Source organism: Mesorhizobium sp. USDA 4413 (genome assembly GCF_056280365.1).
In genome coordinates, this window is record NZ_JBVPRP010000001.1 from 4,098,847 (window position 1) to 4,112,683 (window position 13,837).

Annotated in this window: 17 protein-coding genes; 9 read left to right on the forward strand and 8 right to left on the reverse strand. The window is 63.4% G+C overall.

Annotation, left to right across the window (positions count from 1 at the left end; translation table 11 throughout):
• Positions 1 to 933, reverse strand: a complete 933-nt coding sequence (gene argC, locus ACVMIM_RS19945) for an N-acetyl-gamma-glutamyl-phosphate reductase (protein WP_476114079.1) — start codon at positions 931 to 933, stop codon at positions 1 to 3.
• 29 nt (positions 934 to 962) lie between these two features.
• Positions 963 to 1,964, reverse strand: coding sequence for an agmatinase (gene speB, locus ACVMIM_RS19950; protein WP_476114081.1), 1,002 nt, complete (start codon positions 1,962 to 1,964; stop codon positions 963 to 965).
• 125 nt (positions 1,965 to 2,089) lie between these two features.
• On the opposite strand from speB, the gene ACVMIM_RS19955 reads away from it, so the two are divergent.
• Both ACVMIM_RS19955 and ACVMIM_RS19960 read left to right on the forward strand, forming a co-directional pair.
• On the forward strand, positions 2,090 to 3,304 hold the full coding sequence (locus tag ACVMIM_RS19955) for an acyltransferase family protein (protein WP_476114082.1): 1,215 nt from the start codon (positions 2,090 to 2,092) through the stop codon (positions 3,302 to 3,304).
• Positions 3,305 to 3,399: 95 nt separating this feature from the next.
• Positions 3,400 to 4,455 (forward strand): glycerophosphodiester phosphodiesterase family protein, encoded by a 1,056-nt coding sequence (locus tag ACVMIM_RS19960; RefSeq protein WP_476114084.1) that lies wholly within the window; start codon positions 3,400 to 3,402, stop codon positions 4,453 to 4,455.
• A gap of 199 nt (positions 4,456 to 4,654) precedes the next feature.
• Here ACVMIM_RS19960 and ACVMIM_RS19965 read toward each other — a convergent pair whose 3' ends face one another.
• Positions 4,655 to 5,527, reverse strand: a complete 873-nt coding sequence (locus ACVMIM_RS19965; protein WP_476114086.1) for an aldo/keto reductase family oxidoreductase — start codon at positions 5,525 to 5,527, stop codon at positions 4,655 to 4,657.
• A 95-nt stretch (positions 5,528 to 5,622) separates the two neighbouring features.
• On the opposite strand from ACVMIM_RS19965, the gene ACVMIM_RS19970 reads away from it, so the two are divergent.
• Positions 5,623 to 6,528, forward strand: coding sequence for a LysR family transcriptional regulator (locus ACVMIM_RS19970; protein ID WP_476114088.1), 906 nt, complete (start codon positions 5,623 to 5,625; stop codon positions 6,526 to 6,528).
• A gap of 87 nt (positions 6,529 to 6,615) precedes the next feature.
• On the opposite strand, the gene rpsI is transcribed toward ACVMIM_RS19970, so the two are convergent.
• From rpsI to ACVMIM_RS19995, 5 genes are all read right to left on the reverse strand, one after another.
• Positions 6,616 to 7,086, reverse strand: coding sequence for a 30S ribosomal protein S9 (gene rpsI / locus ACVMIM_RS19975; protein WP_040999876.1), 471 nt, complete (start codon positions 7,084 to 7,086; stop codon positions 6,616 to 6,618).
• Entirely contained in the window at positions 7,086 to 7,550 is a 465-nt protein-coding gene (rplM, locus tag ACVMIM_RS19980) for a 50S ribosomal protein L13 (RefSeq protein ID WP_040983169.1), read from the reverse strand. The genes rpsI and rplM overlap by 1 nt, the downstream gene beginning before the upstream one ends.
• A gap of 258 nt (positions 7,551 to 7,808) precedes the next feature.
• Positions 7,809 to 7,982: a hypothetical protein gene (locus ACVMIM_RS19985; protein WP_476114090.1), complete on the reverse strand. Its 174-nt coding sequence runs from the start codon at positions 7,980 to 7,982 to the stop codon at positions 7,809 to 7,811.
• Entirely contained in the window at positions 7,979 to 8,419 is a 441-nt protein-coding gene (locus ACVMIM_RS19990; protein ID WP_476114092.1) for a LysE family translocator, read from the reverse strand. The genes ACVMIM_RS19985 and ACVMIM_RS19990 overlap by 4 nt, the downstream gene beginning before the upstream one ends.
• Before the next feature lie 80 nt (positions 8,420 to 8,499).
• Positions 8,500 to 8,964, reverse strand: coding sequence for a PaaI family thioesterase (locus ACVMIM_RS19995; RefSeq protein WP_476114093.1), 465 nt, complete (start codon positions 8,962 to 8,964; stop codon positions 8,500 to 8,502).
• Positions 8,965 to 9,115: 151 nt separating this feature from the next.
• Between ACVMIM_RS19995 and ACVMIM_RS20000 the strand changes: the two genes are divergently transcribed.
• The 6 genes from ACVMIM_RS20000 (at position 9,116) to ACVMIM_RS20025 (ending at position 13,830) form a co-directional block, all read left to right on the forward strand.
• A complete protein-coding gene (locus ACVMIM_RS20000) occupies positions 9,116 to 9,937 on the forward strand; it encodes an enoyl-CoA hydratase (RefSeq protein WP_476114095.1) in 822 nt (273 codons plus the stop codon).
• 44 nt (positions 9,938 to 9,981) lie between these two features.
• Positions 9,982 to 10,758, forward strand: a complete 777-nt coding sequence (locus tag ACVMIM_RS20005) for an AAA family ATPase (RefSeq protein WP_476114096.1) — start codon at positions 9,982 to 9,984, stop codon at positions 10,756 to 10,758.
• Positions 10,759 to 10,768: 10 nt separating this feature from the next.
• Positions 10,769 to 11,524, forward strand: coding sequence for an N-acetyltransferase family protein (locus tag ACVMIM_RS20010; RefSeq protein WP_476114098.1), 756 nt, complete (start codon positions 10,769 to 10,771; stop codon positions 11,522 to 11,524).
• On the forward strand, positions 11,521 to 12,042 hold the full coding sequence (locus tag ACVMIM_RS20015; RefSeq protein ID WP_278050797.1) for a CoA-binding protein: 522 nt from the start codon (positions 11,521 to 11,523) through the stop codon (positions 12,040 to 12,042). Before ACVMIM_RS20010 ends, ACVMIM_RS20015 begins: the two co-directional genes overlap by 4 nt.
• A 161-nt stretch (positions 12,043 to 12,203) precedes the next feature.
• Complete coding sequence (locus tag ACVMIM_RS20020) at positions 12,204 to 13,484, forward strand: O-acetylhomoserine aminocarboxypropyltransferase (protein ID WP_476114100.1); 1,281 nt, start codon at positions 12,204 to 12,206, stop codon at positions 13,482 to 13,484.
• Position 13,485: 1 nt separating this feature from the next.
• Positions 13,486 to 13,830 carry a cupin domain-containing protein gene (locus tag ACVMIM_RS20025; protein WP_476114102.1) on the forward strand — a complete coding sequence of 115 codons (345 nt, stop codon included), beginning with the start codon at positions 13,486 to 13,488 and terminating at the stop codon, positions 13,828 to 13,830.
• The last annotated feature ends 7 nt before the right edge of the window (positions 13,831 to 13,837 follow it).

Consider the following 13,837-nt stretch of genomic DNA (forward strand, 5'->3'; position numbering starts at 1 on the left):
TCAGTGCTTGATGCCGAGCATCAGGTCGAGATTTTGCACCGCGGCGCCCGACGCGCCCTTGCCGAGATTGTCGTAGACGGCCATCAGCAGCGCCTGCGCCCTCTCGTCATTGGCGAACACATAGACCTTCATCCGGTTGGTGCCGTTATAGATCTCCGGATCGATCTCCGGGATGCGCTCCATATGGGTGTATGGCGCGACCTCGACCACGCCGCCCTCGATCGAGGCATAATGGTCGGCGATCGCCGCATGGAGTTGCGCGCCAGTCGGTACGCGATCGAGTGCGCCGAGCTGCAGCGGCACCACCGTGATCATGCCCTGCGCGAAATTGCCCACCGCCGGCTGCATGATCGGGTCGTGCGACAGCTTCGCATAGGTGCGAAGCTCCGGCACATGCTTGTGCTGCAGCGTCAGCCCGTAGGGCAGGAACTCGGGCGCGTCCTCGCCCTTGCCGACATAATCCTCGATCATCGGCCTGCCGCCGCCGGAATAGCCGGAGATGCCGTTGACGGTGACCGGGAAGTCGGCCGGCAACAGGCCCGCGGAGATCAGCGGCCGCAGCGTCGCGATTGGCCCTTGCGGCCAGCAGCCCGGATTGGCGACGCGTTTCGCGCTGCCGATCTTCTTCGCCTGGTCCTTGTCCATTTCGGCGAAGCCATATTCCCAGCCCTCGGTGACGCGATGCGCCGTCGAGGCGTCGATCACCTTGGTCGTGTCGTTCGTAATCAGCGACACGCTTTCCTTCGCTGCCGCATCCGGCAGGCAAAGGATCGCGACATCGGCCGCGTTGAGGAATTCGGCGCGGGCGGCGGTCTCCTTGCGGCGCTCGGTCGGGATGGAGATGATCTCCAGGTCGCCGCGGTCGGCAAGCAGCGCCCTGATCTGCAGGCCCGTCGTTCCGTGTTCGCCGTCAATGAAGATTTTCGGTTTCATCGCTTACCAAATTCCCTGCAATTCCAATACTATATAGCGTGAGCATGATTTATCACGGCATGACTGCCGTTGTTCAACTCTTCCGCCCGGGCCTTTCGCTCCGCCAGCAAGCCGAGATAATGCATGGCGATGATCGATCCTGCGATTGCCGTTATATCGGCATGATCATAGGCGGGCGCAACCTCGACGATATCGGCGCCAACAATGTCGATCTGGCCGAGCTGGCGCAGTGTCGACAGCATCTTTGCCGAGGAGGGGCCGCCGGCAACCGGCGTGCCGGTGCCGGGTGCGAAGGCCGGGTCGAGGCAGTCGATGTCGAAGGTGAGATAGGTCTTCTTGCCGCCGGTGCGCTCGACGATCGCATAAGCGATGTCGGAGGCCCGCATTTCCTCGACCTCGTGGCCGTAGAGGATCTTGATGCCGAACGTGTCGGGCGCATGGGTGCGGATGCCGATCTGGATCGAGCGGTCGGGATCGATGATGCCTTCATTCACCGCCCGGGCGACGAAGGAGCCGTGGTCGATGCGCCTGCCGTCATCCGGCCAGGTGTCCTGATGCGCGTCGAACTGCACGAGCGCCAGCGGCCCATGGATCGCGGCATGCGCCTTGAGCAGCGGCCAGGTGACGAAATGGTCGCCGCCGAGCGTCAACAGGAAAGCGCCTGATTTCAGGATCTTGGCCGCCTCGCGCTCGATCGCGCCCGGCGTCTTCTGGTGATTGCCGCTGTCGAGCAGGCAATCACCGTAATCGACCACCGAGAGGTGCTCGAACAGATCGCGCGAGAACGGATATTGCGGGTCGTTGTCGAGGATCGCCGAGGCGCGACGGATCGCCTGCGGCCCGAAGCGCGCGCCCGGCCGGTTGGTGACCGCGGCGTCGAAAGGAATGCCCCACACGACCGCGTCCGCGCCCTTCACGTCCTTCGTGTATCTGCGCCGCATGAACGACAGCGCGCCGGCATAGGTCGGCTCGAACGACGCGCCCGTCTTGGAGCGGGCGGTGAAGGCGTGGTCGATCTCTTTGTTCGCCATTAGGGATCCTCGGTGTTCATCGGGGCAGCCACAACTACAGAACCGGCACGCAACATGCCAGTCATAGCTTGCGGAAAGGAAGCGGCGCTCGGCGAGTGCCACGGCAGCACAGGATCTGTATCATTATGGCTGAGACGGCTCTGCTTAACCTTGCGCCCGCAGCCGCGGCGACCCGTGTCGGCACGATCGCCGGCGAGCGCTTCCTGGTGCTGGATTCCTGGCGCGGCATCTGCGCGCTGCTGGTGGCGCTGTTCCACTTCCCGACCACCTCGGCGATTTCGCAAAGCGCCTTTGTCGGCGGCTCCTATCTGTTCGTCGATTTCTTCTTTGTGCTTTCCGGCTTCGTCATCGCCAGCGCCTATGGCGGCCGGCTGAACGAGCAGGACGACCTTGCCCGGTTCGCGCTGGTGCGCTTCGGCCGCATCTATCCGCTGCATGTCCTGATGCTTGGCGCTTTCGCCGGCTTCGAGGCGCTGCGGCTCGTCCTGCCGGCGCTGCACGGAACAGGTCCGGCACCCCTCACCGCCGGCTTCGACCTGAAAAGCCTCGTCGCCAACCTGTTCCTCCTGCAAGGCATGGGCGTTGAGGACCATCTGAGCTGGAACGCGCCGAGCTGGAGCATTTCGGCCGAGTTCTTCACCTATCTGCTCTTTGCCGCTGTCGTCTTCACCGCCGGCCAACGCGCCTGGATATGGTTCGTCGCCGCCGCCGTGACGGCGCCGCTTTTCCTGCTCACGGTCTCGACGCGTCATATGGACGTGTCCTTCGATTTCGGCTTCATCCGCTGCCTTTACGGCTTCTCGCTCGGCGCGTTGCTCGCCTGGTTTCAGCACGATTCCATTGCAGGGGCGCGACAGGCGCTCAGCGGCGGGGCAGGGCGCCTGGCCTGGACGCTTGCCGAACTGACGATGATCGCAGTGATCGCGCTGTTCGTCTCCATTGCCGGCACCAGCGACATCGGCATCGCGGCGCCGGTCGTCTTCGCTCTGGCGCTTTACCTGTTTGCGCATGAGGGCGGTCTGGTCAGCGCCCTGCTGCGCAGCCGGCCGATGCTGCTGCTCGGCTCGCTCTCCTATTCGATCTACATGGTCCATATCTTCGTCCAGGCCCGCATGATCAATGTCGGCGGCCTGATCGAGCGTAAGCTCGGGCTCCGCATTGTCGGCGACCTGATGCTGCGCGGCGACCACGCGACCGGCTTCGGCACCGGCTCGCCCTGGATCGGTTTCGCGGCTTTGATCGCGATGCTGATCGCTGTCATCGTCGCTTCCTGGTTCACCTGGCGCTTCGTTGAAATGCCGGCGCTGGCCTGGTTCCGGCACCTCGCGAAGCGAATTTGACGGACTTCAATGCGAAACAGCTAGCCGGCTTCGTTCACCGGCCTGTCATGGGCATCGCCTAACCGGGTCCCGACCCGGAACGGAGCGATTCCCTGATGCGAACACTCTGGCTGAGCCTTCTTCTGTCCGCGCTTGCCGCCATCCCTGGCCAAAGCTTAGCCGGCGAGACGCGCGCGTCCCAAATCCTCGACCGCTTCGAGCACGCCAACCAGTGGTGCGACCATGTGATGATCGCCGCGCATCGCGCCGGCAGCATGCAGGCCGGCAAGACGCTTTATGCCGAGAATTCGTTGGCCGCCGTCGAAGGTTCGATCGCGATCGGCGCCGAGATCGTCGAGGTCGACGTTCGGCGCGCGAAGGACGGTACCTTCGTTATTATGCATGACAGCTGGCTCGACCGCACGACCACGTGCAAGGGCGAGGTGGTGAACTACACGCTTGCCGAGCTGAAGAAGTGCCGGCTGGTGATCGAAGGCACGGGCGCCGTCACCAACGAGACCGTGCCGACGTTGCGCGAGATGCTGCTGACGACCAGGGACAGGATCCTGATCAACCTCGATAACAAGCTGGAGGTGACGGACCTGCCTGGCATGATCGCGGAGGCGCGCGATCTCGGCATGGCCGATCAGGTGATCGTCAAGGAGAACCTCTGGAACCGGCAGCGCATCGATGCAGCGAGCGCTGCACTTGCCAAGGCCGGCGGCGGTTTCCAGTTCATGCCGATCCTCGCCGACGACGCCGTGCATGACGCCGCCTTCGCCGGTGAAGTCGACAAGGCTTTCGCGCCGCGCGCCATCGAACTGATCAACTGGCGCAACGGCGCCGAGACGCTGACGTCGACCGGCGGGCCGCTGTTCAGCAACCATATGCGGGCGGAAGCGGCCCGCGGCGACTGGCACCTTTGGGCCGACACTTATGCGATCGTCAAAAAGCCGGGCGGCTTCCTCGCCGGCGGCCGCGGCGACGAACTGGCCGTCGCCGCCAGCCTGCCGCGCGAAGCCTGGGGTTTCTGGGTCGACCGCGGCGCCACCATCATCCAGACCGATGAGCCGAAGGCGGCGATCGAATGGCTGGCGGCGAATGGTTATCGCGTGCCTTACACGACGGATATCAAGCCAGCCGAGCCGGCGCATACGGCGAGTATTAATTAGCTGGCGTCGGCGGTTCACCCCGCCCGGCGCTTCGCGCCGACCTCCCCATCGAGGGGAGGTAGAGCGTCGTGCCAACCTGCCGTCGCTGCATGCCTGCAACATCCATGAATGCGAAACCAGCGTTTGAAGCGCGGCGCCTTACCTCCCCTTGATGGGGAGGTCGCGCGCCGCAGGCGCGGGCGGGGTGACAGCACCGATCTCACGCCGCTTTCGCCACGCCGTCCAGCTCGTTCAGCTCCTCCGCCGATAGCTCCAGTTCCGCCGCCGCCAGGTTCTCCCGCAGATGCTCGACGGACGAGGTGCCCGGGATCAGGAGGATGTTGGGCGAGCGCTGCAGCAGCCAGGCGAGGGCCACCTGCAGCGGCGTCGCGCCGAGCCGTTCCGCGACTCTCGAGAGCGTCGACGATTGCAACGGGCTGAAGCCGCCGAGCGGGAAGAACGGCACATAGGGGATGCCGTCGCGCGCCAGTTCATCGATCAGCCGGTCGTCGTCGCGGTGCGCGAGATTATACTGGTTCTGCACGCAGACGATGTCGCAGATCTTGCGGCCTTCCGCGATCTGCGCGCGGGTGACGTTGCTCAAGCCGATATGGCGCACCAGGCCCTTGCGCTGAAGCTCGGCAAGCTTGGTGACCTGCGCCTCGATGGAGCCCTCCGCTGGACCATGAACCCCGAACATGATGCGCAGATTGACGACGTCCATCACCTCGAGGCCAAGGTTGCGAAGATTGTCGTGCACGGCCTGTTCGAGCTCATCGGCTGTGAAGGCCGGCAGCCAGGAGGCGTCTTCGCCGCGGCGGGCGCCGATCTTAGTGACGATGGTGAGGTCGTCGGGGTACGGCGCCAGCGCCTCGCGGATCAGCTTGTTGGTGACGTACGGACCGTAATAGTCGCTGGTATCGATATGGTTCACGCCTTGCGCTATCGCCTCGCGCAGCACGGCGATGGCCGCGTCATGATCTTTCGGCGGACCGAACACGCCTTTACCGGCTAGCTGCATGGCGCCGTAGCCGAGGCGACGGACCGAGCGGTCCCCAAGTTTATAAGTGCCGGATTCGTCTACGCTGGACATCGTGGTTCTCCTTCGCGTCGACGACGGGAAATAGGGCATGGCCGCTGTCCCGATAACCGGCTATATTCGGCACGGCTTGTGCGGAATTAAGGACAATGGCGACTGACCTCAACGATCTTCAGGCGTTCATGGCCGTGGCGCGCGCGGGCGGCTTTCGCGAGGGTGCCCGCGCCACCGCCGGCAGCGCCTCAGCGCTCAGCGAAGCCATCCGCCGGCTGGAAACCCAGCTCGGTGTGCGGCTCTTCAACCGCACCACGCGCAGCGTCGCTTTGACCGAGGCTGGTGCAAGCCTGCTGGCGCGGCTTGGCCCGGCGCTTGGCGAGGTCGAGGCGGCGCTCGATGTGGTGAATGGCTTTCGCGACCGGCCCGCCGGCACCTTGCGGCTCAACGTGCCGATAAGCGCCTCGCGGCTGGTGCTGCCAAGAATCGTTCCGGGATTTCTCGCGGCCTATCCCGCCATTCGCCTGGAGGTGATTGCCGAAGAGAACTTTATCGATCTGCTGGTGGCCGGCTGCGATGCCGGCATCCGCTATGACGAGCGGCTGGAGCAGGACATGATCGCCGTGCCGATCGGACCGCGCACGCAGCGCTTCACCACCTCCGCTGCGCCGGCCTACTTTGACCGTCATGGTCGGCCGGAGCATCCCCGTGACCTGCTTGGTCATGCCTGCGTGCGCGGCCGCTTCCCGAGCGGGGTCATGACGCCCTGGGAGTTCGAGCGGGACGGTGAGGTGGTGCGGGTCGATACCACGGGACCATTGGTCGTCAGTATCGGCGGAGGCGTCGATCTCGCCATCGATGCGGCGATCGCCGGCGTCGGCGTTCTCTGGCTGTTCGAGGACTGGGTGCGTCCGCATTTCGAGAGCGGCGTGCTGGAACCTGTGCTGGAGCCGTGGTGGCAGGAATTTTCCGGGCCGTTCCTCTATTATCCCGGACGCCGTCTGGTGCCGGCGCCGCTACGTGCCTTCATCGACTACATAAAAACGGCAGGGCACTGGTGACGGTAGCAAAAAGGCCGCCCGGAGGCGGCCTTCGAGATCTGCTTCTCTTGGCGCTTAGCGCTTCGAGAACTCGGCCCCAAGCGCCTATTAGCGCTTCGAGAACTGGAACGAGCGGCGGGCCTTCGCCTTGCCGTACTTCTTGCGCTCGACCACGCGGCTGTCGCGGGTCAGGAAGCCGCCCTTCTTGAGCACCGAGCGTAGGCCCGGCTCGTAGTAGGTCAGCGCCTTGGAGATGCCGTGACGAACGGCGCCCGCCTGGCCCGAGAGGCCGCCGCCGATGACGGTGGCGACGATGTCGTACTGGCCGGCGCGGTTGGCCGCGACGATTGGCTGGTTGAGGATCATCTGCAGCACCGGACGCGCGAAATAGGTCGCGAATTCCTTGTCGTTGACGGTGATCTTGCCGGAGCCCGGCTTTACCCAGACGCGCGCGATGGCGTTCTTGCGCTTGCCGGTGGCATAGGCGCGGCCCGACTTGTCGAGCTTCTGGACATGCACGGGCGCGGCCGGCTGCGCGGCGACCGTGCCGAGTTCTGCGAGCGAGGAAAGCTCAGCCATTACGAGGCCCTCTTGTTCTTGGAGTTCAGCTTGGCCACGTCGAGCGTGACGGGCTGCTGGGCGGTGTGCGGATGCTCGGCGCCGGCATAGACGCGGAGATTCTTCATCTGGCGACGGCCAAGGGGGCCGCGCGGGATCATGCGCTCGACGGCCTTCTCGACGACGCGCTCGGGAAAACGACCCTCGAGCAGTTGGCGCGCGGTGCGCTCCTTGATGCCGCCGGGATGGCCGGTGTGCCAGTAATAGACCTTGTCGGTGTACTTCTTGCCGGTGAACACCACCTTGTCGGCATTGATGACGATGACGTTGTCGCCATCATCGACATGCGGGGTGAAGGTGGGCTTGTGCTTGCCGCGCAGATGGTTGGCGATGACAGTGGCCAGACGACCGACGACGAGACCCTCGGCGTCGATCAGCACCCACTTCTTCACCACATCCGCAGGCTTCTGCGAAAAGGTAGCCATGGTTTTCTCTCAGGTTGGACCTTCCAGACCCGAAGGAAAGAAAGGCGTTTTCTTGTTGCTTGGATTGACGGGAAAGCCGGAGCCACCGCCAATAACAAAACGGCGGCCTTTGTGGGCCGCTGCTTCGGGTCGGCTTATAGGCGAGGGTGTCTGACGCGTCAAGTGTCGACCGCGGTCTTCGATCGCGAAAAACTATTTAAATACAATGGCTAACAGGAGTGGTATTATTTTACCACATATCCGACAGCTTTCTCTTGTTCACCGCCGCCCGGTCACAGCGGCCAGGAAGAGCCTGACGCCGATACCGACCATTAGGGCTCCTGTCAGCCTTTCCTGCCAAACGAGGAACGCGCCTCGGCGCGCCAGCCAGCCGCCGACCGCGCCGGAGGTCAACGCGACCGCGCTAAGAATAACCAGTCCGGTCATTTTCATGGTCGCGCCGAGAATGATGAACTGCAGCGCAGGCGAACCGTTCCAGGGGTGAACGAATTGCGGCAGCACCGCCAGCATGAAAGCGAGCGTGGTCGATTGGTGAGATTGCAAATCATGCCTTGCCGGAAAGCGGCCGGAATGCTGCTCGTCTTGGCAAAGGTAGATACACCGCCATCTTCGCCCGCCCGACGCTTCAAAAGGAATTTGATCCCGATGGCGATCAGATAGATGGCGCCGACGATCTGAAGGAAGCTGTAAAGAGATGGGGAGGATGTGATCAGCGAGGCAAGCCCCATTGCCAGCAATGGAATCTGGACGACGCCGGCCGACACGCAGCCCGCTGCCGTAGCCAAGGCGTGGCGCCAGCCTTGCCCGACGCCGCGGCTGATCACCAGCATCATGTCGGGACCGACACCGGAAAGCTGATAGGCGAGCACGGCGCCGACAAAGGCAAGGTAGGTTGTAACATCGGGCATGCCGCAGAACGAACGTGTCGACTGGGAGTTCCGGCAACACGTCAGGCCGGCTTGTCGGTTATCCGCTTCCTCGGGATCGAATAGGTGCCGGTGGCGTGCGCTACCGTTTGCCCGTCCGGCCCCGCCACGATGTCGATGTCGAACACCATCAGGCTTTTGCCAAGCTTGAGGATGCGGCAATGGCCGTCGATCGGCCCGGCCGCGGCCTTGCGCATGAAATTGATGTCGAGGTTGACCGTCACCGAAAGCGCATCCGGTCCGGCGTGGCTGAGCACGCAGACATAGCCGCCGATGTCGGCCAGCGTGAACAGCGACGGACCCGAGACCGTTCCGCCGGGGCGCAGATGCCTCTCATCGGCGTTGAGCCGCACCGTGCAACCGCCGGGAAACACCTCGATCGCCTCATAGGAGGTGAAGCTGTCGTTGAGCTGCGGATAGACCCTTGCCATCAGCGCATTGACTTCCGCCGCGTTGAGCATTGGTTTCAGATCGCTTTGGGCGGGCATGATGGCGTCCTATATGAATGGCAAGCTCCAGGCGATAGGCCTGGACCAAACGGTGCGACGGAGAAAACACGTCTCTCGGCTTTTCTTCAACCGGCAGCGTGCTAGTTCTGTTGCTCCATGCGCCGCGAGCGCTGACCCCGAAAGGTTGGACATGGCTGAAGTCGTCGCCATCAAACCCGCCGTCCCCGACGGCCCCGTTCTTGTCAGCCAGGACAAGGGCGTCCTGCGCCTCACGCTTGCCAACCCGCCGGCCAATGCGCTGTCGCTGGCGACGATGGCGGCACTGCAGGCCGAGTTCGATCGCGTCAAGACCGACAAATCCGTGCGCGTCATCATTCTGGCGGCGTCGGGAAAAGTGTTCTGTGCCGGTCACGACCTTAAGGAAATGACGGCGCATCGCGCCGACGCGGATCGCGGCAAGGCCTTCTTCGCAACGACCTTCGCGGCCTGTGCAACGTTGATGCAGACGATCGTGCGCCACCCAAAACCGGTGATCGCCGAGGTCGACGGCCTGGCGACCGCCGCCGGTCTGCAACTGGTCGCGAGCTGCGACCTTGCGATCGCCTCGCACGAGGCCACCTTCTGCACGCCGGGCGTCAATATCGGCCTGTTCTGCTCGACGCCGATGGTGGCGCTGTCGCGCAACGTCTCGCGCAAGCAGGCGATGGAAATGCTGCTTACCGGCGAGACGATCGACGCCGCGACCGCCAAGGAATTCGGTCTGGTCAACCGCATCGTGCCGCGCGAGTATCTCAATCAAGTTGTCAACAAATACGCGCAAACAATTGCTTCCAAATCCTCTTCGGTGGTCAAGACCGGTAAGGAAGCCTTCTACACCCAGGCCGAAATGGGACTCGCCGACGCCTATGCCTATACCGGCCGCGTGATGGTCGAGAACATGTTGGCGCGCGACGCTGAGGAAGGCATCGGCGCCTTTATCGGCAAACGCAAGCCGGAATGGAGCGACGAGTAGCCGGTTTGAATGGAGCCGTGCCGTTCTATCGCTGAAGGTTCGATGTGGCTGCCCGCAAGCAACTGACACGGCTCAAAGCGCCCTATCTCAAGCGCATCCTGCTTGAGCCCTCGCGCGTTGCCGACTGGGAGCAATATCCCTGGAACCTGCCGATCTTTCGCGATCGCGGGTTCGAGTTCGAATTCCCCTCGGCCATAACCATCATCGTCGGCGAGAACGGCACCGGAAAATCGACACTGCTCGAAGCCATCGGCGCGCTTGCCGGCTATGACGAGGCGGACGGCGGCAAGGGCTATATGCCGGTCGACCATTCGCGTGCCGTCGACAAGAGCGGTGCTGCACTCGGCACCACACTTCGTGCCCACTGGCTTCCCAAAGTCACCGCTGGATGGTTCGTTCGCGCCGAATCCTTCTACTCCGTGTCGCGCTATCTCGACCAAGCCGCGCTGGATGTCGGGGCGGCGCCACCGGATTTCCTGTCATGGTCGCATGGCGAAGGCTTCATCCGCTTCTTCGAGGAGCGTTGCCGCAGGCAAGGCATCTATATCCTCGACGAGCCCGAAAGCGCGCTGTCGCCGACGCGCCAGATCGAGCTGCTGAAACTGCTTCAACGCATGGAGCAATCCGGCACTGCGCAGGTGATCATGGCGACGCACTCGCCGCTGCTGATGGCTTACCCGAATGCGCGGCTATTCCGCATCAGCCGCTTCGGCCTCGACCCGATCGATTTTCAGGATACCGATCATTTTCGCATGATGCGCGACTTCTGCAGCGATCCGCAGATGTTTATGGAGGAGGCGCTGCGGGACGACGATGAGTAGCGGTGGGCGCATGAACCGGGGCGATCTCAGTTGGGAAGTGGAACAAGCCTGTCGCGAGGCATGGCCTGCCGCGCTTGAGACTGTCGCTCTCGGATGGGTGTTTCGCCGCTCAGGCGGGCGGATAAGGCGGCCGAATTCCGCCAACCCCTTGCGTGGCCGGCGCGGCGCGCCTGAGGGAGTGATCGACGCCGCCGAGGCGTTCTACGCCGGCCATGGCCAGGCCCCGCTGTTTCGCGTTCCGGACATCGCGCCTGAACTGGAACTCGAACTCGACCGTCGGGATTACGGCCGCGAAGGCGGGACGCTACACCTTCATGCCGAGATCGATGCGCTTCAGGGGCACAGCGATGACGACATCACAGTCTCGGCAGCGCCAACGGAGAATTGGTTCGAGGCGCGTTTCCGTACCGGCGGCTACGACGATGCGGAGCGCCGCATTTTTCGCCATATGACGAGCTTGATCGCGGGCGACAGGGCATTCGTGTCGTGTGAGCGTGATGGCCAAATCGCGGCCTTTGCCTTTGGCGTCATCCGCAACCGGTTGCTCGTCCTCGAGGCGGTTGAAACCGAAGCCGGATTCAGGCAGCAGGGGCTCGGCCGCAGGACGGTCGGCAGGCTGATCGGCTGGGCCAGGTGGGCGGGCGCAAAGGCCGGGTGCCTGCAGGTGGTCGCCGACAACGCGCCCGCACGCGCGCTCTACGCTTCCCTCGGCTTCAGCCGCGAGCTCTATCGCTACCATTATCGCAGGAAGACCATCGCAGCATGAATCACGACGCATACGACAACGCCTACATCGCCGGCATCCTGAATTCGGTGAGGACGATCGCCATGGTCGGCGCCTCGCCCAACGACGTGCGGCCGAGCTATTTCGTGCTGAAATACCTTTTGGCCAAAGGCTTTTCGGTGCTGCCGATCAATCCCGGTCATGCCGGTAAGCAGATCCTCGGACAGACGGTCTATGCGAGCCTCGCCGATCTGCCGCGTCCGGTGGACATGGTCGACATTTTCCGCGGCTCCGCGGCGGTGCCCGGCATCATCGACCAGGTGCTGAAGCTCGACCCGCTGCCCAAGGTCGTCTGGATGCAGCTTGGCGTGCGTCATGACGAGGCGGCTGCCCGCGCCGAGGCCGCGGGCATCAAGGTGGTGATGAACCGCTGCCCGAAGATCGAATATGGCAAGCTGTCCGGCGAGATCGGCTGGACCGGTGTCAACTCCGGCGTGCTGTCGTCGAAGAAGCCTTTGATGAGACAGGGCTTCCAGAGCTTCGGCGTGCGGCAGAAGTAGGCCTCTGGCCTGGCTTGGAAAAATTATCCGGGAAGAATTGGATTTTCCCGGCGTTGGTCGCAGATCGCGCCCCGAAAGGTATTTTTCTTCTTTGCATTCCAACTCGGGGTTCGCCAAGAATGCCCGGCGATTTTCGAAAGATCAGGAGAGGTAGGTTTTCGATGACCCGTACGCCCGGTTTCAACACTTTAGCCGTTCATGCCGGCGCAAAGCCCGATCCGGCAACCGGCGCCCGCGCCACGCCGATCTACCAGACCACCTCCTATGTCTTCGACGATGCCGACCATGCCGCCTCGCTGTTCGGGCTGAAGGCCTTCGGCAACATCTACACCCGCATCATGAACCCGACGCAGGCGGTGCTCGAGGAGCGCCTTGCCGCGCTGGAAGGCGGCACCGCCGCGCTTGCCGTCGCCTCCGGCCATGCCGCCCAGGTGCTGGTCTTCCACAATCTGATGCAGCCGGGCGACAATTTCGTCGCCGCCAACAAGCTCTATGGCGGATCGATCAACCAGTTCGGTCATGCCTTCAAGAATTTCGGCTGGGAGGTGCGCTGGGCTGATCCGATCGATCCCTCGACCTTCGAGAGCCAGATCGACGACAGGACCAAGGCAATCTTCATCGAGAGCCTTGCCAATCCCGGCGGCGTCTTCGTCGACATCGAGAAAATCGGCGACATCGCCCGCAAGCACGGCCTGCCGCTGATCGTCGACAACACGTTGGCCTCGCCCTATCTGGTGCGGCCGATCGAGCACGGCGCCGACATCGTCGTGCATTCGTTGACCAAGTTCATCGGCGGCCACGGCAATTCGATCGGCGGCGGCATTATCGATGGCGGCACCTTTGACTGGTCGAAGTCGGGCAAATATCCGATGCTGTCGGAGCCCCGTCCCGAATATGGCGGTCTCGTCCTGCACGAAACCTTCGGCAACTTCGCCTTCGCGATTGCCGCGCGCGTGCTCGGCCTGCGCGACATCGGCGCCGCGATCTCGCCCTTCAACGCCTTCCTGCTTTTGACCGGCCTGGAAACGCTGCCGCTCAGGATGCAGCGCCACTGCGACAATGCGGCGAGCGTCGCGGGCTGGCTCTCCAATCATCCCAAGGTTGCCTGGGTGAATTATCCCGGCCTTCCCGGCGACAAGAACAATGCGCTGCAGAAGAAATACTCGCCGCAGGGCGCGGGCGCCGTCTTCACCTTCGGCCTCAAAGGCGGCTACGAGGCCGGCGTCAAATTCGTCGAGGCGCTTGAGCTTTTCTCCCACCTTGCCAATGTCGGCGACACTAAGTCGCTGGTTATCCATCCGGCCTCGACCACGCACCGTCAGCTTTCCGACGAGCAGAAGGTCAAGGCCGGCGCCGGACCGGACACGGTGCGGCTGTCGATCGGCATCGAGGACGTCAACGACATCGTCGCCGATCTCGAACAGGCGCTCGGCAAGGTCTGATATGTCGGCCTTTCTTGCGATCAATATCGAAAGCGTCGAACCGGAGGCCGGCGCGCCGGCCCTGGACCGGGTAATCTCGGGCGATCCGAAATTCCGCACCTGGAATGTCGAGGAGCGCGAGGGCGGCCTTTATGCCGGTGTCTGGGAAGCGACGCCGGGCAAATGGCGCATCGTCTATGACGAATGGGAATTCTGCCACATCCTGTCCGGCGTCTCCGTGATCGCCGAGGATGGCGGCGAGGCGCGCACCGTGCGGGCCGGCGACAGCTTCGTGTTGCGGCCGGGTTTCAAGGGCACCTGGGAAGTGCTGGAGACGACCCGTAAGGAATATGTGATCAAGCTCTGACGGCTTC

Excerpts from the sequence above, each read along its gene's own strand:
- argC (WP_476114079.1), bottom strand. The coding sequence starts at position 933 with ATGAAACCGAAAATCTTCATTGACGGCGAACACGGAACGACGGGCCTG.
- speB (WP_476114081.1), bottom strand. The coding sequence starts at position 1,964 with ATGGCGAACAAAGAGATCGACCACGCCTTCACCGCCCGCTCCAAGACG.
- ACVMIM_RS19955 (WP_476114082.1), top strand. The coding sequence starts at position 2,090 with ATGGCTGAGACGGCTCTGCTTAACCTTGCGCCCGCAGCCGCGGCGACC.
- ACVMIM_RS19960 (WP_476114084.1), top strand. The coding sequence starts at position 3,400 with ATGCGAACACTCTGGCTGAGCCTTCTTCTGTCCGCGCTTGCCGCCATC.
- ACVMIM_RS19965 (WP_476114086.1), bottom strand. The coding sequence starts at position 5,527 with ATGTCCAGCGTAGACGAATCCGGCACTTATAAACTTGGGGACCGCTCG.
- ACVMIM_RS19970 (WP_476114088.1), top strand. The coding sequence starts at position 5,623 with ATGGCGACTGACCTCAACGATCTTCAGGCGTTCATGGCCGTGGCGCGC.
- rpsI (WP_040999876.1), bottom strand. The coding sequence starts at position 7,086 with ATGGCTGAGCTTTCCTCGCTCGCAGAACTCGGCACGGTCGCCGCGCAG.
- rplM (WP_040983169.1), bottom strand. The coding sequence starts at position 7,550 with ATGGCTACCTTTTCGCAGAAGCCTGCGGATGTGGTGAAGAAGTGGGTG.
- ACVMIM_RS19985 (WP_476114090.1), bottom strand. The coding sequence starts at position 7,982 with ATGAAAATGACCGGACTGGTTATTCTTAGCGCGGTCGCGTTGACCTCC.
- ACVMIM_RS19995 (WP_476114093.1), bottom strand. The coding sequence starts at position 8,964 with ATGCCCGCCCAAAGCGATCTGAAACCAATGCTCAACGCGGCGGAAGTC.
- ACVMIM_RS20000 (WP_476114095.1), top strand. The coding sequence starts at position 9,116 with ATGGCTGAAGTCGTCGCCATCAAACCCGCCGTCCCCGACGGCCCCGTT.
- ACVMIM_RS20010 (WP_476114098.1), top strand. The coding sequence starts at position 10,769 with ATGAACCGGGGCGATCTCAGTTGGGAAGTGGAACAAGCCTGTCGCGAG.
- ACVMIM_RS20015 (WP_278050797.1), top strand. The coding sequence starts at position 11,521 with ATGAATCACGACGCATACGACAACGCCTACATCGCCGGCATCCTGAAT.
- ACVMIM_RS20020 (WP_476114100.1), top strand. The coding sequence starts at position 12,204 with ATGACCCGTACGCCCGGTTTCAACACTTTAGCCGTTCATGCCGGCGCA.
- ACVMIM_RS20025 (WP_476114102.1), top strand. The coding sequence starts at position 13,486 with ATGTCGGCCTTTCTTGCGATCAATATCGAAAGCGTCGAACCGGAGGCC.